Source organism: Aeromonas mytilicola subsp. aquatica (assembly GCF_044336385.1).
GTDB classification, from domain to species: domain Bacteria; phylum Pseudomonadota; class Gammaproteobacteria; order Enterobacterales; family Aeromonadaceae; genus Aeromonas; species Aeromonas rivipollensis.
In genome coordinates this window covers 2,752,281-2,769,285 of record NZ_CP172298.1, presented here as the reverse complement: position 1 = coordinate 2,769,285, position 17,005 = coordinate 2,752,281, and the positions used below count along the sequence as shown (strand labels likewise).

General features: G+C 62.0%; 15 protein-coding genes. 6 read left to right on the top strand and 9 right to left on the bottom strand.

Annotated elements, in window-relative coordinates:
* Positions 1-61: 61 nt before the first annotated feature.
* The 4 genes from ACFWHB_RS12685 (at position 62) to araC (ending at position 4,704) form a co-directional block, all read left to right on the top strand.
* Entirely contained in the window at positions 62-1,045 is a 984-nt protein-coding gene (locus tag ACFWHB_RS12685; RefSeq protein ID WP_163149068.1) for an arabinose ABC transporter substrate-binding protein, read from the top strand.
* 66 nt (positions 1,046-1,111) lie between these two features.
* Complete coding sequence (gene araG, locus ACFWHB_RS12680) at positions 1,112-2,608, top strand: L-arabinose ABC transporter ATP-binding protein AraG (RefSeq protein WP_163136973.1); 1,497 nt, start codon at positions 1,112-1,114, stop codon at positions 2,606-2,608.
* A gap of 50 nt (positions 2,609-2,658) precedes the next feature.
* A complete protein-coding gene (gene araH, locus ACFWHB_RS12675; protein WP_111910947.1) occupies positions 2,659-3,660 on the top strand; it encodes an L-arabinose ABC transporter permease AraH in 1,002 nt (333 codons plus the stop codon).
* A gap of 132 nt (positions 3,661-3,792) precedes the next feature.
* On the top strand, positions 3,793-4,704 hold the full coding sequence (araC, locus tag ACFWHB_RS12670; protein ID WP_163156424.1) for an arabinose operon transcriptional regulator AraC: 912 nt from the start codon (positions 3,793-3,795) through the stop codon (positions 4,702-4,704).
* Positions 4,705-4,780: 76 nt separating this feature from the next.
* Here the strand turns inward: araC and ACFWHB_RS12665 are convergent, their stop codons facing one another.
* Both ACFWHB_RS12665 and ACFWHB_RS12660 read right to left on the bottom strand, forming a co-directional pair.
* Positions 4,781-5,401, bottom strand: a complete 621-nt coding sequence (locus ACFWHB_RS12665) for a bifunctional 4-hydroxy-2-oxoglutarate aldolase/2-dehydro-3-deoxy-phosphogluconate aldolase (protein WP_290028455.1) — start codon at positions 5,399-5,401, stop codon at positions 4,781-4,783.
* Entirely contained in the window at positions 5,385-6,347 is a 963-nt protein-coding gene (locus ACFWHB_RS12660) for a sugar kinase (RefSeq protein WP_395948551.1), read from the bottom strand. The genes ACFWHB_RS12665 and ACFWHB_RS12660 overlap by 17 nt, the downstream gene beginning before the upstream one ends.
* A gap of 311 nt (positions 6,348-6,658) precedes the next feature.
* Between ACFWHB_RS12660 and kdgR the strand changes: the two genes are divergently transcribed.
* Positions 6,659-7,453 (top strand): DNA-binding transcriptional regulator KdgR, encoded by a 795-nt coding sequence (gene kdgR, locus ACFWHB_RS12655; protein WP_290028453.1) that lies wholly within the window; start codon positions 6,659-6,661, stop codon positions 7,451-7,453.
* A 124-nt stretch (positions 7,454-7,577) separates the two neighbouring features.
* On the opposite strand, the gene ACFWHB_RS12650 is transcribed toward kdgR, so the two are convergent.
* From ACFWHB_RS12650 to kduI, 3 genes are all read right to left on the bottom strand, one after another.
* Positions 7,578-8,102 (bottom strand): YgjV family protein, encoded by a 525-nt coding sequence (locus tag ACFWHB_RS12650; RefSeq protein WP_395948550.1) that lies wholly within the window; start codon positions 8,100-8,102, stop codon positions 7,578-7,580.
* A 67-nt stretch (positions 8,103-8,169) separates the two neighbouring features.
* Positions 8,170-8,931: a 2-dehydro-3-deoxy-D-gluconate 5-dehydrogenase KduD gene (gene kduD, locus ACFWHB_RS12645; protein WP_106887017.1), complete on the bottom strand. Its 762-nt coding sequence runs from the start codon at positions 8,929-8,931 to the stop codon at positions 8,170-8,172.
* A gap of 82 nt (positions 8,932-9,013) precedes the next feature.
* On the bottom strand, positions 9,014-9,850 hold the full coding sequence (kduI, locus tag ACFWHB_RS12640; protein ID WP_395948549.1) for a 5-dehydro-4-deoxy-D-glucuronate isomerase: 837 nt from the start codon (positions 9,848-9,850) through the stop codon (positions 9,014-9,016).
* Between the two features lie 280 nt (positions 9,851-10,130).
* Between kduI and ACFWHB_RS12635 the strand changes: the two genes are divergently transcribed.
* Complete coding sequence (locus ACFWHB_RS12635) at positions 10,131-10,463, top strand: SemiSWEET family sugar transporter (protein WP_111910953.1); 333 nt, start codon at positions 10,131-10,133, stop codon at positions 10,461-10,463.
* Positions 10,464-10,616: 153 nt separating this feature from the next.
* Here the strand turns inward: ACFWHB_RS12635 and ACFWHB_RS12630 are convergent, their stop codons facing one another.
* The 4 genes from ACFWHB_RS12630 to ACFWHB_RS12615 all read right to left on the bottom strand — a co-directional run bounded on the left by ACFWHB_RS12630 (position 10,617) and on the right by ACFWHB_RS12615 (position 16,840).
* Positions 10,617-11,450, bottom strand: coding sequence for a sugar phosphate isomerase/epimerase family protein (locus ACFWHB_RS12630; protein ID WP_395948548.1), 834 nt, complete (start codon positions 11,448-11,450; stop codon positions 10,617-10,619).
* A gap of 178 nt (positions 11,451-11,628) precedes the next feature.
* Positions 11,629-13,272 (bottom strand): alpha-glucoside-specific PTS transporter subunit IIBC, encoded by a 1,644-nt coding sequence (locus ACFWHB_RS12625; protein WP_395948547.1) that lies wholly within the window; start codon positions 13,270-13,272, stop codon positions 11,629-11,631.
* Positions 13,273-13,307: 35 nt separating this feature from the next.
* Positions 13,308-14,381, bottom strand: a complete 1,074-nt coding sequence (locus ACFWHB_RS12620) for a beta-galactosidase BglB (RefSeq protein WP_395948546.1) — start codon at positions 14,379-14,381, stop codon at positions 13,308-13,310.
* Complete coding sequence (locus ACFWHB_RS12615; protein WP_395948545.1) at positions 14,378-16,840, bottom strand: hypothetical protein; 2,463 nt, start codon at positions 16,838-16,840, stop codon at positions 14,378-14,380. The genes ACFWHB_RS12620 and ACFWHB_RS12615 overlap by 4 nt, the downstream gene beginning before the upstream one ends.
* Positions 16,841-17,005 lie beyond the last annotated feature (165 nt).

The following is a 17,005-nucleotide window of genomic DNA, read 5'->3' as shown; positions in this document are numbered from 1 at the left end:
ATGGACCCAATGGCTGCGTTTCATGGATACATGGATTGATGGAACATCTGGAGACACTCGCATGAACAAAATCGTTAAAGGCATGATCGCGATGGGGTTTGCCCTTGGTATGGCAAATTCTGCTTTCTCGGCCGAGGCGCTGAAGCTGGGCTACCTGGTCAAGCAGCCGGAGGAGCCCTGGTTCCAGACCGAATGGAACTTCGCCGACAAGGCGGGCAAGGATCTCGGTTTCGAGGTGATCAAGATAGCCGTCCCCGATGGGGAGAAGACCCTCAATGCCATCGACAGCCTGGCGGCCAATGGCGCCAAGGGTTTCGTCATCTGCACCCCGGACCCCAAGCTCGGGGCCGCCATCATGGCCAAGGCCAACAGCATGGATCTGAAAGTCATCACCGTGGATGACCAGTTCGTCAACGCCAAGGGGCTGCCCATGGAACAGGTGCCCCTGGTGATGATGGCCGCCACCAAGATTGGCGAGCGCCAGGGCCAGGAGCTCTACAAGGAGATGCAAAAACGCCAGTGGGACCTGAAGGCCACCGGGGTGCTGGCCATCACCGCCGATGAGCTGGATACCGCCCGTCGCCGGGTCGACGGCTCCTTGAGTGCGCTCAAGGCTGCCGGTTTCCCCGAAGGCCAGATCTACCGCTCCCCCACCAAGGCCAACGACATTCCGGGGGCCCTGGATGCCGCCAACTCCATGCTGGTGCAGCACCCCGAGGTCAAAAACTGGCTCATCGTCGGCATGAATGACAATACAGTGCTCGGCGGCGTGCGTGCCACCGAAGGGCAGGGCTTCAAGGCCGAGAACGTCATCGGCATCGGTATCAACGGGGTGGATGCGGTGAACGAGCTCTCCAAGTCCAGCGCCACCGGCTTCCTCGGCTCCCTGCTGCCAAGCCCGGACGTGCACGGCTACAAGAGCATCCAGATGCTCCATGACTGGGTCGTCAATGGCACCGAACCTGCCAAGTTCACCGAAGTGACCGATGTTGTGCTCATCACCCGCGACAACTTCAAGGTCGAGCTGCAGAAGAAAGGTCTGTGATCGCCAACCCCTGATACCCATGCCGGCATGGTGCCCTGCGCCGTGCCGGCTGGCTGGAGTCATGTCATGAATCAAGTTCCATATCTGGAGTTTTGCGGCATCAGCAAGGAGTTCCCCGGCGTCAAGGCGCTGCAGAACGTCTCCTTCTCCTGCCAGCAGGGCTCGGTGCATGCGCTGATGGGGGAGAACGGCGCAGGCAAATCCACCCTGCTCAAGATCCTGAGCGGCTTTCAGGCGCCCACCACAGGGGTGGTGAAGCTGGCCGGCCAGGAGAAGGTGTTTCAAGACACGGTCGACGCGCTGGAGAGCGGGATCGCCATCATCTATCAGGAGCTGCATCTGGTGCCCGAGATGACCATCGCCGAGAACATCTACCTCGGCCAGCTGCCCACCCGGCGCGGCGTCATCGATAGGGAGAAGCTCTATCAGGATGCGGCGAAACAGCTGGCGCGCCTCGGCATGGATGTGTCGCCCGAGACGCCGCTCAAATACCTGTCGCTGGGTCAATGGCAGATGGTGGAGATCGCCAAGGCCCTGACCCGGGACGCCAGCGTCATCGCCTTCGACGAGCCGACCAGCAGCCTGTCGTCTCGCGAGATAGATCAGCTGTTTAGGGTCATTCGCCAGTTGCGGGACGAGGGCAAGGTCATTCTCTACGTCTCCCACCGCATGGACGAGATCTTCGCCCTGTGCGATGCCATCACCGTCTTCAAGGATGGCCAGTTCGTGCGCACCTTCGCCTCCATGGCCGAGGTCAACCGGGATCTGCTGGTCAAGACCATGGTGGGGCGGGATCTGACCGACATCTATGGCTACAGCCCGAGGGCACTCGGCGAGGTGGGCCTCAAGGTAGAGAACCTGATGGGGCCGGGACTCAAGGCGCCGGTGTCGTTTGAAGTGAAACGCGGCGAGATCCTCGGCATCTTCGGGCTGGTGGGGGCCGGTCGCAGCGAGCTGATGAAGCTTGTCTTCGGCGCCGAGAAGGCGAGTGGGGGCGAGATAGCCGTGTTTGGCAAACCGGTGCCCATCCGCAACCCCATCGACGCCATTCACAGCGGCATCATGCTCTGTACCGAAGACAGAAAGGCCCTCGGCATCATCCCCATTCACTCGGTGCAGGAGAACATCAACATCAGTGCCCGCCGCCACAAGGCGTGGGGGGGCTTCTGGATCAACCAGAAATGGGAGGACGAAAACGCGAGGCTGCGGATCCGCGACATGCGGGTCAAGACCCCGTCCCCCCATCAGGCCATCATGAACCTCTCCGGCGGCAACCAGCAGAAGGCCATTCTGGGGCGCTGGCTCTCCGAAGACATGAAGGTGATTTTGCTCGACGAGCCGACCCGCGGCATAGACGTCGGGGCAAAAAACGAGATTTACAACGTGATTTACGATCTGGCCAAGGTGGGCATCGCCGTGGTGGTGGTCTCAAGCGAGCTGCCTGAGGTGCTGGGCATCGCGGATCGGATCATGGTCATGCGGGAGGGGGTGATAGCAGGGGAGCTCTCCCACGACGAGGCCGACGAGGTCAAGGCGCTCAATCTGGCCATGCCGGCCCGTTAATCCCCCGTGACTGCAACGGGATAGCACCCAGAATTTTTAGGAGAAATACCATGACAACAACTACCTCTGCCGGTCAGGCCGCGACCGTCTCGGCGGCCACCGGCTCCAGAGTGCAACTGGCCCGAGTGTGGGATCAGTACGGCATGCTGGTGATCTTCGCCATCCTGTTCCTGCTGGCCTGCGCGCTGGTGCCCAACTTCGCCAGCCTGATCAACATGCGTGGCCTGGGGCTGGCCGTCTCCATGTCAGGCATGGTGGCCTGCGGCATGCTGTTCTGCCTCGCCTCCGGCGAATTCGACATGTCGGTCGGATCCGTGGTGGCCTGCTCCGGCGTCGCCTGCGCCGTGGGCATCAACGCCACCGAGAGCATCACGGTCGGCATCCTGGCCGGCATGTCGGTGGGGGTGCTGTTTGGCCTCATCAACGGCATAGTGGTAGCCAAATTCAAGATCAACGCCCTCATCACCACCCTCGCCACCATGCAAATGGCGCGCGGGGTGGGCTACATCATCTCGGACGGCAAGGCGGTCGGCATAGTGGAAGAGGGCTTCTTCGAGCTCGGCAACTCAGCCCTGCTCGGGATCCCGACCCCGGTCTGGCTGACGGCCCTCTGCTTCGTGCTCTTCGGCCTGCTGCTCAACAAGACCACCTTCGGTCGCAACACCCTGGCCATGGGGGGCAACGAGGAGGCCGCGCGCCTCGCCGGGGTCAACGTGGTGCGCACCAAGATCATCATCTTCACCATGACCGGGCTGATTGCCTCCATCGCGGGCATCATACTGGCGTCGCGCATGACCTCGGGCCAGCCCATGACCTCCATCGGCTTCGAGCTGGTGGTGATCTCCGCCTGCGTGCTGGGTGGGGTCTCCATGAAGGGGGGGATTGGCAAGATCTCCTACATCATCGCCGGTGTGCTGATTTTGGGGCTGATGGAGAACGCCATGAACCTGCTCAACATCTCCCCCTTCGCCCAGTACGTGGTGCGCGGCCTTATCCTGCTCGCCGCCGTGCTGTTCGACCGCTACAAGCAGGTGCGCAAGGCGCGCGTCTGAGCGGTTGCGCCCTCAGGCACCAGGTCGGCCCACGCTGGCCTGGTGCCTCCTTCGAGCAAGCTGTGAGCCAGTTCAATAAATTCACATCAGGCAGCTTGCGAAAATAGGTTGTTCCAACGCCGGATCTCTACAATGGCCCAAGCCGATTTTTTTACCCAAGCGCTGTTTTCCGCCATGTCTTCGATGCAAAAAGAGAAGCCGAAACAACTCAACCCCCTGTTGCCGGGGTACGCCTTCGATGTCTTCCTGGTCTCGGGCATGACCCCCATAGAGCAGGGGAGCGCCCTCGACTTCATCATCGACCGGCCCCAGGGCATGAAGGGCTTCATCGTCAACCTGACCATCAGGGGCAAGGGGCAGATCTTTCAGGGGGATCAGGCCTTCACCGTGGAGCCCGGCGACCTGCTGCTGTTTCCGCCCGCGGCCGTGCACTATTACGGCCGGGCGCCGGATGCCCGGGAGTGGTATCACCGCTGGGTCTATTTCCGGCCGCGGGCATATTGGGCAGACTGGCTCAAGTGGCCCCAGGTGACGGAGCGGGTGGGGCGATTGCAACTGGCGGACAGCCAGTTGCTCGCCGAATTTGACGCCCTCTTCCTCGACATCGAAGAGACCCACCAGCAGCTCAGACCCATGTCGGAACAGCTGGCCATGAACCTGCTGGAGCGGCTGCTCATCCGCTGCTACGAGGCCTCCTCCCTCAGTGCCTACCCCACCATAGATCACAGAGTTCACCAGGCGTGCCAGATCCTGAGCGAGTCCCTCTGCGCCGAGATCTCGGTGGAGGCGCTGGCGGAGCAGGTCTTCTTGTCCCCCTCGCGCCTCGCCCACCTGTTCCGCGAGCAGGTGGGGGTGAGCATAGTGCGCTGGCGCGAGGATCAGCGGATCATGCGGGCCAAGCTGCTGCTGCAGACCACCCCCATGTCGGTGGCTACCATAGGCCAGCAGGTGGGTTATGACGATCAGCTCTACTTCTCCCGGGTGTTCCGAAAGCGGGTCGGGGTCAGCCCCACCGAATACCGCAAGTGCGCCACCCCCCTGTGATGCCGGGCACGGCAAGCTCCCAGAGATGACAAAGCCCTCATGGTGAGGGCTTTGTCATTCAGGTGCGGGCCTGGGTTCAGAGCGCCGCGACGGCCTCACGGACCAGGGCGCCTATCTTGTCCCACTCCTGTTTCTCTATGAGATCGGCCGGGACCATCCAGGTACCGCCGCAGGCAAACACCGAGTTCAGGGCCAGGTAATCCTTCACATTGGCGGGGCTGACGCCCCCGGTGGGCATGAAGCGAACCGGGTAGACGGCGCTCATGGCTTTGAGCATGGGCAGGCCACCGGAGGGCTCCGCCGGGAAGAACTTGAGGGTTCGCAAGCCCAGCTCCATCGCCTGCTCGACCAGGCTGGGGTTGTTGACCCCGGGGATCATCAGCACGCCGCGAGCCTGGCAATACTGGACGATGCGCGGGTTGAGGCCGGGGCTCACGATGAAGTCCACCCCGGCGTCTATGGCCTGATCCACCTGGTCCGTGGTGAGGACTGTGCCGGCCCCGATGATCATGGCGGGGAAGGCGGCCCGCAGCTGACGGATAGCCTCGGCCGCCGCCGGGGTGCGGAAGGTGATCTCGGCGCTCGGCATGCCGTTGTCCATCAGGGCTTGGCCCAGGGCCACTGCGTCGTCGGCGTTCTGGATGGCGATGACGGGGATGATCTTCAGGGTCGAGAGTGTTTCAAGCAAGGTTGACATGGGTTGCCTCAGCAGTGGGAAGGGGGGTTGTTGGCATCGCCGAGCCGGGAATGATGGCCCCGCGATGCTGGATGACGGTGCCGGCCAGCAGATGGGCATAGCGGGCCGCTTCGCTTGCCGCTTGCCCGGCGAGCCGCGTGGCGAGATAGCCGGCGCTGAAGGAGTCGCCCGCCGCCGTGGTGTCTATCACCCGCTCCCTGGCCAGTGACATGGCAGGCACCTCGTCGTGCCGCTCGCCTTGTACTATGAGGCAGGGCGCGGCCCCGCGTTTGATGACGATCTCGCCGACCCCGAGTGCCTGAGTGCGCGCCACAACCTCAGCCTCCTGGCTGTCGCCCCACAGGGAGAATTCGTCGTCCAGGGTCAGGAAGGCGATGTCGGTGAGGGCCAGCATGGCACGGTAGGCCTGTTGCGCCGCCTCCTTGCTTTCCCACAGCCGTGGCCGGAAGTTGTTGTCAAAGGCGATCTTCACCCCCTTGGCCCGACACAAGGCCAGTTGCTGCAGCAGGCTGGCACGATCGGCGAGGGGGAGGATGGCGAGGCTGATACCGCTCAAATAGAGCCAGTCAACGTGCTGCAACTGTTGATAGATTGACCCGGCGTTTTCGCCCTGCAACCAGTAGCGGGCGGCGGCATCATTGCGCCAGTAATGGAAGGTGCGTTCGCCCCGGGCATCGGTTTCGATGAGATAGAGACCGGGCAGTTTGTGCTCCAGCCTCTGTACCAGCTCTGTGTGCACCCCTTCCTGCTGCCACTGGGTCAGCATGGCGTCGCTCATGGTGTCGGTGCCAAGGGCAGTGACATAGGAGACGGCCAGCTCGGGGTTGGTACGGGTCAGGTAGACGGCGGTGTTGAGGGTGTCCCCTCCAAAATGACGGACTATGCCCGCCTTGCTCTCGGATAGTTCGATCATGCACTCGCCAATGACGGCAATCTTGGTCGGCATATGCCCTCCCGTGTTGATGACGCAGTCATTATATTTAATGTGTAACTCGCATCAAATAAAATAAAACATCATTTCATAAAAATACGATATGGCCCCGCTATGGGGCTGAGGGTGCGATCTTGATGTCGAGAGAGGCTGCATGGCCGCCGTGCCGCCCGGTTGCAAGGGCGGCGGCGTCGGTCAGCCGGGTCTGTGACCTCATCGGCAATGGCGCAAAGTCCGGGTGTTGCCGCCTGTGAGACACACCCATGGCTATGATTGGGCTTGCGTTTCAAATACACTGAAACGATGGAGCTTATAAGGAGAACCCTATGTCAGTGGTAGATACCTCGCCAGATTCCGTTTCATCCGTCCTGAAGGTCTTTGGCATCCTGCAGGCGCTGGGGGAGCAGAAAGAGATTGGCGTCACCGAGTTGTCCCAGCGGATCATGATGTCGAAGAGTACCGTCTATCGCTTCTTGCAGACGATGAAGACCCTGGGTTATGTCAATCAGGAGGGGGAGTCCGACAAGTACACCCTGAGCCTGAAGCTGTTCGAACTCGGTGGCAAGGCGCTGGAGCATCAGGAGCTGATCCCGATCGCGGATATCCAGATGCATCGCCTGGGCAAGCTGACCAAGGAGACCCTGCACCTGGGGGCCCTCGATGAGGACAGCATCGTCTATCTGCACAAGGTAGACTCCGAGTACAACCTGCGGATGTACTCCCGCATCGGTCGCCGCCGCCCGCTCTACAGCACTGCCCTTGGCAAGGTGATGATGGCCTGGTTGCCCGAGGAAGAGGTGCGAGGCATGCTGGCCAATGTGAGCTTTGAGCGCTTTACCGAGCACACCCTGACCGACATCGACGCCTTGCTGGCCCAATTGGTCCTGGTGCGCGAGCAGGGTTACGCGGAAGACAACGAAGAGATGGAGCCTGGCCTGCGCTGCTTCGCCGTGCCCATCTACAACCGCATGGGGCGCATCATCGCCGGGCTCTCACTGTCACTGCCCCTGGTGCGTTTCAGTGAAGAGAACAAGGAGGAGCTGGTGGGCTTGCTGCATGAGGCGGCGGCCCGTATCTCGGCCGAACTCGGTTTTCACGATTATCCATTCCTGGCCAGGTAACAGGGGATGAGTCGCGGCAGCCTGCCGCGCTCTTTCTCGAACCAAGCCGGTGGCGGGACTGTCTGACAGCAGTTCCGCCACTGGCTTTTTTGTCGCTTTCCGTGCTCGCCCGGGCACCAGGGACTTATAACTGTGGCGTGCTCGTGCATCTTCCCCGTCGCCGCGCCCTGTAGAGGCCGAGGGTGATGTGGCCGTTGACGATGAAAAAGCTGCCTTCCAGCAAGATGCCTCCCCATGACCCCGCCCAGATGTTGTGGACAAGCCAGCAGACGGTGCTGCTCAACATGCACAACCGCAGCGCCATGCCCTCGAGCCGAAACAGGGCGTAGGTGCTCAAGGTGGTGCCGAGCAGCGTCAGCAACTGGATGGGGTGTATGACCTTGGGCATCACCAATAGCCAGGTCAGTCCCAGAAAAAACAGCATCACACCCAGGCCGCGATAATAGCCGGAGACCCAGGTCCGTACCGCACAGAGCAGGCAGTTGATGGCGGCGGCCGTGGCGCCGAGCAGCATGAAATGGGCTGTGAGGAGTGCACCGTTGAGGGTCAGGTGCAGCCGCAGTTTGCTGTCCTGAGATTGCAGGAAGGCGGTGATACCTATGGCACAGGCCAGCAGGCCAAGCAGTTGGGCCAGGGAGTCGAGCGGCATTGGATAGATTCCGAGACGAGATGAACGAAAAAAGGCGCCTGATGGCGCCTTTTGTATGGGTTAAGGGTTAGCGAGCCAGCCAGCCACCATCGACGGCAATGGTGTAGCCGTTGATGTAGTCGGAGGCGGGGGAGGCCAGGAAGACCACGGGGCCCATCATGTCATCCGGCACGCCCCAGCGTCCGGCCGGGATCCGCTCCAGAATGGCGGCGTTGCGATCCTCATCGGCGCGCAGAGCCGTGGTGTTATTGGTGGCCATGTAGCCGGGGGCGATGGCGTTGACGTTGATGCCTTTGTTGGCCCACTCGTTGGCCAGCAGGCGGGTGATCCCCATGACGCCGCTCTTGGATGCCGTGTAGGAGGGGACGCGGATCCCGCCCTGGTAGGAGAGCATGGAGGCGATGTTGACTATCTTGCCGCCCTGGCCCTGGGCGATGAACTGTTTGGCGACCGCCTGGGACATGAAGAAGACGCTCTTGATGTTGATATTCATCACGTCGTCCCAGTCCTTCTCGCTGAAGTTGATGGCGTCGTCGCGGCGGATGATGCCGGCGTTGTTGACCAGGATATCGACGCGGCCGAACCAGGAGACAGCCTGATCCACCAGGGCGGGCAGGGTATCCACCTTGCTGACGTCGGCCTTGAGGCTCAGGAACTGGCGCCCGAGCGCCTCCACCTTGGCGATGGTATCCGTGGGCTCGACTATGTTGATGCCGACGATGTCACAGCCGGCTTCGGCCAGACCGAGCGCCATGCCCTGACCCAGACCAGTGTCACAACCGGTCACTATGGCAACCTTACCCTTCAAATCGAATGCATTGAGAATCATCTTGTTTCCTCTGCTGCCACCCGAAGTGGCAGGCATGATGGGGGAAAACGGGCAGTGCACACTGCCCGGCAAAGAATGGGGATCAGCGCAGATCCCTGACGGCCACATGATCCATGTCGCCGAATACCTGGTTCTCGCCAACCATGCCCCAGATAAAGGTGTAGGCCTGGGTGCCGACGCCGGAGTGGATGGACCAGCTCGGGGAGATCACCGCCTGCTCGTTGTGAACCAGCAGGTGACGGGTCTCGTCTGGCTTGCCCATCATGTGGAACACGGCGGCGTCGTCCTTCATGTTGAAGTAGAAATAGACCTCCATGCGGCGCTCGTGGGTGTGGCAGGGCATGGTGTTCCACAGGCTGCCCTCTTCCAGCTGGGTCATGCCCATCACCAGCTGGCAGGTCGGCAGCACATCCGGCACCAGGTACTTGTAGATGGTGCGACGGTTGCTGGTGGCCGCATCTCCCAGGGTGGCCGGTGAGGCTTCTGCCCGGGTGACCTTGCGGGTCGGGAAGCTCACATGGGCCGGGGCGCTGTTGTAGTAAAACTTGGCCGGCTGCGCGGCGTCGACGCTGGTGAAGCTCAGCTCGCGGGCACCTTGACCCACATAGAGCGCCTCGGCGTTGCCGATCTCGAAGGGGGTACCATCCACCACCACCACTCCGGGGCCGCCGATGTTGATGAGCCCCAGCTCGCGGCGCTCGAGGAAGTAGTTGACGCCGAAGGTCTTGCCCAGCGAATCCGAGAAGGCGAGGGGGCTCTGAATTGGCATGATGCCGCCGAACACGATGCGGTCGATGTGGCTGTAGGTCATGGTCAGCCGATCGGCGCTGAAGATCTCTTCCACCAGAAACTCACGGCGCAGGCCCTGAGTGTCCAGCTGCCTGGCATGATCGCTGTGAATGCTTTGACGAATTTGCATGGTTAACCTCGATGAGCGCCGCAGGTTGGCAGTCGCGTTGTCTGTAGTGTCAATAATGATAACAAGTGAAAAATAAAAATCAAAACACTGTTTTGTATTTTTATTTGTTGAGATTAAACTTCGTGCCCGGTGTGGCTCATGGCCGTGCCGGGCCCGTGAAACCGGGCCACAAATCCTTTTGCCGCACCAGGAGACGCGCGCGGCCAAGAGTGGCTGCCTCCCTGCCGGGTGGTGGCGACAGGACATTCGTTGCCAATCTCATTCAATTACAGGTCTATCAATGAACAAGTGTGTTTCATCCAATCGAATCATCATGCTGGCCGGGGTGGCTGCCCTGAGCACAGTTCTGTTTGCCTTCGATACCGCTTCCCTCGGGCTCTGTGCGGCCTTCCTGACCACGGGATCCTTCTCCCTGCAGGTGTTCGACATCCTCAAGACGCGAGAAACCAAGGCGATCTCCACCAAGATGTACCTGGTCTTCATCAGCGGCCTGCTGCTCTGGCTGACCTATGGCCTGAAATCGGGCGACACGCCGCTGATCATGGCCAATGGCATCACACTGCTGCTGGCCAGCGCCGTCATGGTGCTGAAGTGGAGCAATGAGCGGGCCTGACCTAATAGCCGCGAAGATGACCATCCTCCACCGGGGATGGCCATCGGACGCGCCATCCATATCGGGGCTCAGCTCCCTCCCTCTGGTGGATGAACCAAGCGGCGCCCCGGGCGCCGTTTGTCGTAGGGGGCTCATCCTCTCCAGCATCCCGTGTTATCGACTCAAGTGGCGTAGATAGGCCACGCTCTCCCGCAAGGCGTCCCCCGTCAGCTCCTCAACGATGATGGGAATATGGGTCAGCTGACACTGCGCCAGCATGACCAGCACCTCGGCATAATCGATCAGCCCCTGCGCCAACTCCACCGACACCTTGTCACGTCCCGCCAGGATGAAGTTCTTGAAATGAAACAGCCGGATGCGCTCGCCATGCTGGTCGAGAAAATCCGCCAGGATCTCGCGCCAGTTCGCGGCGTTGTCGGCATCCAGCAGATTGGCCAGATCCAGGGTCACCAGGAAGTGCTCCCCCAGGCGCGCATTCAGCCGCGTCAGGCTCCGGGCGTCGTGAATGATGTGATCGCACACCGCCTCGACCAAAAAGTCGCAACCGGCTTGCGCCAGATCGGGTTTTAACTGGGCCAGGGTCTGCTCCACCTTGTGAAAGGCGGCGGCGCCGTGGTTGTCCGGGTGCCGGGTCCAGTCATCGTCGTTCAGGGAGCCGGTCTCGCTGCCCACGGCGCCGATGTGGCAGCGCTGGGCGAGCTCGATGTTGAGGCGCACCCGCGCCAGCTCGCGCCCCAGGACGTCGGCGTCGGAGTGGGCGGGGTTGAAGTAGCTGGCCAGCAGGAAGAGGGGGAGCCCGGCCTCTTGCAACTGCTGGATGTGGGTAGTCAGGGCGTGGATATCACGGGCCTGATAGGCCTCGGGCCAGCTCTTGTGCACGGCCAGCTGCAGCCCGTCGAGGCCGAGCTCATGTGCCTGGGCGATCAGCGCCTGGGGCGTCTGATCCGCGAGATCATGGGCACGGGCCCCAATCTTCAATCTGTTCATGACATGCTCCTGTGGGTCATGGCTGTCTCTGACAGCGGTTTGGCACCTGGCGAGGGCCGGCATCAGAAACGGCTTGCGAGCCCACGGGGGCTCGCAAGTTCAAGAGGCAAGTAGCGTCGCGAATGGGCCCCTGCGGGGGGCGATGCGGGCGCTTGCCATCGGCACAGTCAGTGCTTCATCAGGCGACAGGGGCCGGGACGACGGCATCGGGGGCTGGCTGCGGGCCCTTGTTGTACTCCTGCTCGAAGTACTCACGCACCATGGGGGCCGACAGACCGACCACCACCTGCAGGTTCTTGCCAGAACGCATGACCCCCAGGGCACCGGCCTGTTTGAGGGCCTTGTCATCCTGCACCAGGGTCTGATCCTTCACCACCAGGCGCAGACGGGTCTGGCAGTTGCCTATGGTCTCGACGTTGTCACATCCCCCGACACAACGCAGGATGGCGGCAGCCCGGAGGCGATCCGGCTCCTGGCCGGCCACGGCCTTGCCAGACTGCTTGTCGCGGTAGTCCTGCTTGGAGTAGAGACGCACGTCGTCTTCTTCCTCTTCATCGCCACGACCCGGGGTCAGGAAGTTGAACTTCAGGATCATGTAGCGGAACACGAAGAAGTTGATGGCGGCGAAGCCGAGGCCCAAGGCCAGGTGGATCCAGATGAGGTGAGCATGGTTCTTGGCGTAGAAGACCCAGTTGAACAGGATGATGTCGTTCAGACCGCCGCCCATGAAACCGACCACGCCGGACAGATAGAGCGCCACGCACAGGGTCGCGCCTATGACCGCATTGATGAGATAGAGCACAGGGGCCACGAACAGGTAGGTAAATTCGATGGGTTCGGTGATGCCGACCGCCATGGCGGTGATGATGGCCGGGATCACCAGGGCGGCTATCTTGCGCTTCATCTTCTGTTTGGCGGTGGCATAGATGGCAAGGCCGGCCCCCAGGGAGCAGAACACGCTGATGTTGCCGTACAGGGAGTAGCCGGCGGCCGGGAACTGCTCAACCAGGGGCACGGTGGAAGCCGCGTAGGTGGAGACGTTCTCGATCCAGTGGGTATAGAGGCCGCCGTCGACCACGGCCGGGCCGAAGAAGAAGGGGAAGTAGACGAAGCGGTGCAGACCGGTCGGCACCAGGATCCGCTCCACGAAGGCGAGCAGCCACATGCCGAAGGCATCGGCTTCCACATAGAAGCCCTGCATGGCGTTGATCCCCACCTGGACCTTGGGCCAGAACTCGCAGGTCAACCAGGCCATGGGCAACATGACGAAGAAGGAGATGATGAACACTAGGCTCATGCCCTGGAAGATGGTGAGGTAATCCGGCAACTTCTTCTCGAAGAAACGGTTGTGGATCCAGGTCACTACACCGCCGATGATCAGGGAGAAGACGATGCTGGTATCCAGCGTCTTGATGCCCCCCACCAGCGCCAGGCCACTGGAGCCGCCCACTTCCTGATTGAAGTTGACCCCAAACTCAGGCCCCCAGAAGGTGAGCATGCTGTTGGTGAAGTAGTTGTAGGCCATGTAGGCAAAGAAGGCGACCAGCGCCGCCCGGGCCTGACCCGTCTTGGCAAGACCCACGGGGAGCGCCATGCAGAACAGCAGGGGGAAGTTGCGGAAGATGGTCCAGCCCCCCGACTTGATAATGGTCATCACCTTGAAGAAGTTGGAGTCTGGGTGAGCCAGATCTCCCATGATATCGGGCATGGTGAGCAGCCCGGTGATGGCGAGCAGCAGACCGGTAAAGGGTAGAAAGGCAATGGGGACAGCCATGGCACCGCCAAAGGTCTGGAAGGCCCCCATAAAGTTCCGTTTGGACATTAAGTTTTCTCCGAATGGTTACAGCAATAAAGTGTTCAGGCCAGCCACTGGCCCTGCTCCAGCTCGAGCAGCAGCAACATCGTCAGCGCCTGGGCATAGGGCACGGGCGCCATGGCAATGTCGCAGTAGTACTGATGGTCATGACCCACCATGGTGCCTTTGGAGGCCTCGAGGACGATGCCGTCCCCATCGATGCGCTGCCACACGGCACGGGCCGCCCGCAGCGCAGGTTCCACCGTGCTCTCATCCAGCAGGCCCAGACGGACACAGCGCAACATGCCATAGGCGATCCCCGCCGTGGCTGAGGACTCCTGGGGAGATAAGGGATCATCCAGCACCGTGTGCCACATGCCGTTGTCGGCCTGCAGCTCGCACAGGGAGCGCACCTGGCGCGCCACCACCTGGGTGAAGTAGCGCCGCACGCCGGCATCCAGGTGCTCCCCCATCAGATCGATGAACTCGGGAATGGCCACGGTGATCCAGGCGTTGCCCCTGGCCCAGAAGGCCTCGGCGTAATGGTGCCGGTCGAGGAAGGTCCAGCCGTGGTACCAGAGGCCGCTCTTGGGCTCGCTCAGGTAGCGGGTGTGCAACAGGAACTGGTAGACGGCCTCGTCGATCAGATCCTGCCGTGCAAGCACCCTTCCGGCGGTGCCGAGGAACAGGCAGGTCATGAAGAGGGTGTCATCCCAGAGCTGGCCGGTGTTGGGTTGCTCCTTCACCACGTGCTGGAAGCCGCCCTCTTCGGTTCTGGGCAGGTTGGCCAGCAGATCGTCGGCCCAGGCGTTGACCACCTCGCGCAGATCGGCGCGGCCGCTGTGGCCCGCCAGCAGCGCCAGGGTGATCATGGGGGCAGTGGTGTTGATCTGCATGGCGGGCAGCCCTTTGGCTATCTGCCCCTCATACCAGGCCAGCAACGAGGCTTGCAGTTCGGCGTCGTCCTTGTGCCTGGCATAGCGCCAGAAGCCGTAGAGCCCGACCCCGACCTCCCACTCCCACTGCTCGAACTGGATGGCCAGGCCCTGGCTGGCGGTCAGCTCGCCCATGCCTTTGAGCTGGCAGAAGCCGCGGACCACCCGCTCCAGGGTAGGGATGAGTGCTTGCTGTTTCATTGTGCCTCTCCACGATAGGTGACGATGGGATCGCATCCCGCCTCGGCGGGGAAGGAGTAGGAAACCCCCTCGATCAGGCAGTTGCCCTGCCAGTCCAGGCGCATGAGCTCAGACTCCGGGGTACAGGCGATGGCCGTCTCGCCCTCGAGGCGGACCTCGAGCGCCGCCATGCGTTGGCAGAAGGCTGCGAAGGCCATGTCGTCGCCATGGCCGACCTCGATATACCAGGCCACCCGGTGCGCCTTGGCGCGATATTCGTTACCGGCGGTCATCCCCGCCGTCACCGCGCACAGGGGGGCCGAGCAGCCGATGGCGGCGAAGGCATTCCCGGCCCGGATCAGGCAGCAGTGAGTCGTCACGATCACCTGATCGAAGGCCTCCGCCGGCAGGTAGAGGTGGGTCCAGGGGAAGGGATCATCCTCGGCCAGCTGATAGAGCTGCAGGGTGCGGTTTTCCACCTGCATCACCCGCGGCAGCACGCCGTTGCCGGACCAGTAGGAGGGGCGCTGCTCGCCGCCGGGTTCGGCTTCGCCGGGGTGGTTGACCCAGAATTTGGCGTCATGACCGGAGGCGAACTGCACATCCACCAGATGCTGCTGATGGCCGCGCTGACCGGTGTTGTGGTCGACGCAGCTGGAGAGGCTGACACCCGGCTCCTTCCAGACGACTATCTTGCCGCCTCCCGCCTGATAGCAGGCCGCCAGCGTGCCCTGTTGCAGGGTCGCGTAGCGGTCAGCCGCAACCGGCGGCTGATAGTCGCTGGCACAGAACAGCGGCAGGGAGGCGCACTTGCGGTTATACCAGCCGCCGCCCCAGGCGACGTTGCCGTAGGCCGACAGCTCGGTGAGCACGCCGGCCAGCAGCTCTTTCTCGTAGACCCGCCCCATGGTGCCGGCGGCGATCCCTGCCTGATAATGCAGGGAGCTGAGCAGCATCAGCCGATCGATGAGCGCCTTGGCGCGCTCGCGCACCCAGGCATCTTCCGCCAGTTGATAGAGCGCAAACAGGCCGATGTAGTCGACCGGATAGTAGGGCGCCGAGTTCCATTCGACGAAGCCGTGCCGATCGATGGCATCGAACCACTGCGCCAGGCGCTCTGCCGCGATGGCACGTTGCTGCTCGCCGCTGCGCCCCGACGCCAGGAAGCGCTCATGGGGGAACATCTGGCCGGCCAGGTATTGGGCGGTGTGGAAGCAGAGGGTATGGTTCTCGCTCCAGAACCACATCACGTCGTTACCCGGCTCATCCAGCCAGTAGCGATAACCGAGGATGGAGCTGCGCACCCGTCGCCACATGGCGGGCTGGAAGTGCTCGCCCTGATGGCGCTGCCAGATCCAAAGCAGCGGAACCAGGGAAAAATCGGAGCAATCCTCGCGGGCGCTGATCCGTGCCAGGGTATCGAGCAGCAGCTGATCGGCCTCGGCCGTTAACTCGCCGCAGTGCAGCATGGCCAGCAGGCGAGCGGTACGATCCATGCCATGACGGGCGGTGTGGCGCAGCGCCTGCTGCTTGCGATCGCTCAGGCTGGCTGATTGCTCGGCCTGGCCGAGGGGTTGCATGACGTTGACACCGACGCTGCGGCTGATGGTGACGCCGGCACAGTGCATGTTCAGCACGATCTGGTAGTGCGCCGGCCCTATGTCGGCGGGGAGCGCCAGGGTCAGCAGCTGGCTACCCGGCGAGAGGGTGCCGAAATCCACCTGACGCACCTTGAAATTGTCATTGCCCATGCCGTGGATCTCGCCTTGCAGGCGAACGGGATGAGCCGGTGCGGCCACGCCGAGCCGGATTCGGGCCTGGTTGTGCCAGGCGCTGAGTTCGGGGCGCATGGCGCCGGCAAGCTGGCACAGCTCATCGAGCACCTTGGCATCGATATGGGGCAGCGAGACCCCAAGAGGCGCGTGACCACGGTAGATGAGTCGCAGCGCAAACACCGTATCCCGTTCGAACAGCTCTTCCAGATGGACCAGCAGGGTGTTCTTGCCCGCCTGCAAGGGCAGCATCAGCTCGCAGCTCTGCAGCTTGTTGCGGGTGAAGGGGGTGAACCGGGTGATGGCAACCCCGTCGCACCACAGGCGGGCCCCCCCACAAGTCGACAGCTGGAAGGGATAGTTTCCCGCCTCGTCGGCATGCAACTCCACCTCCAGCCAGCGCTGCACATGGAATGGCACACGCTGGAAGGAGGAAAAAGAGACGGTATCGCTCTCGCCGGTGAAACTCACCTGAGTGCGAGGCAGGGCTTCATCCGGTTCGACGGTGCGCTCGGCCATCTGCTGGCGGAAAATGCGCCGGCAAAAGGCATCGTCTTGCGGCCCGGCACCATTCTGGAAGCGGTAATCCATGGCCATGTCCATGGCTTCACCGGCAAAAAACTCGGCGAATCGCTCCTCGCGTGGCTCAGATACGCAAAAACGGGTGAGTGCCGCATTTGGCTCAAGCACCCAATTTCCAAGCTTCATACAACTCTCCTTGAAGCTATTGACACCCATAGGGCTTTATTTATATTGAGTAACCAGACGAACCCCTTTTATGTAATTAAAGGGGTTCGTCACCTTAATGAATATAAAAGCGAATAGCAGTCTTCTTTAACGGCAGTCGATGAAAGTCATTGGGCCGTTTGACAT

Coding starts and splice junctions, on each gene's coding strand:
- ACFWHB_RS12685 (WP_163149068.1), top strand. CDS start 62: ATGAACAAAATCGTTAAAGGCATGATCGCGATGGGGTTTGCCCTTGGT.
- araG (WP_163136973.1), top strand. CDS start 1,112: ATGAATCAAGTTCCATATCTGGAGTTTTGCGGCATCAGCAAGGAGTTC.
- araH (WP_111910947.1), top strand. CDS start 2,659: ATGACAACAACTACCTCTGCCGGTCAGGCCGCGACCGTCTCGGCGGCC.
- araC (WP_163156424.1), top strand. CDS start 3,793: ATGGCCCAAGCCGATTTTTTTACCCAAGCGCTGTTTTCCGCCATGTCT.
- ACFWHB_RS12665 (WP_290028455.1), bottom strand. CDS start 5,401: ATGTCAACCTTGCTTGAAACACTCTCGACCCTGAAGATCATCCCCGTC.
- ACFWHB_RS12660 (WP_395948551.1), bottom strand. CDS start 6,347: ATGCCGACCAAGATTGCCGTCATTGGCGAGTGCATGATCGAACTATCC.
- kdgR (WP_290028453.1), top strand. CDS start 6,659: ATGTCAGTGGTAGATACCTCGCCAGATTCCGTTTCATCCGTCCTGAAG.
- ACFWHB_RS12650 (WP_395948550.1), bottom strand. CDS start 8,102: ATGCCGCTCGACTCCCTGGCCCAACTGCTTGGCCTGCTGGCCTGTGCC.
- kduD (WP_106887017.1), bottom strand. CDS start 8,931: ATGATTCTCAATGCATTCGATTTGAAGGGTAAGGTTGCCATAGTGACC.
- kduI (WP_395948549.1), bottom strand. CDS start 9,850: ATGCAAATTCGTCAAAGCATTCACAGCGATCATGCCAGGCAGCTGGAC.
- ACFWHB_RS12635 (WP_111910953.1), top strand. CDS start 10,131: ATGAACAAGTGTGTTTCATCCAATCGAATCATCATGCTGGCCGGGGTG.
- ACFWHB_RS12630 (WP_395948548.1), bottom strand. CDS start 11,450: ATGAACAGATTGAAGATTGGGGCCCGTGCCCATGATCTCGCGGATCAG.
- ACFWHB_RS12625 (WP_395948547.1), bottom strand. CDS start 13,272: ATGTCCAAACGGAACTTTATGGGGGCCTTCCAGACCTTTGGCGGTGCC.
- ACFWHB_RS12620 (WP_395948546.1), bottom strand. CDS start 14,381: ATGAAACAGCAAGCACTCATCCCTACCCTGGAGCGGGTGGTCCGCGGC.
- ACFWHB_RS12615 (WP_395948545.1), bottom strand. CDS start 16,840: ATGAAGCTTGGAAATTGGGTGCTTGAGCCAAATGCGGCACTCACCCGT.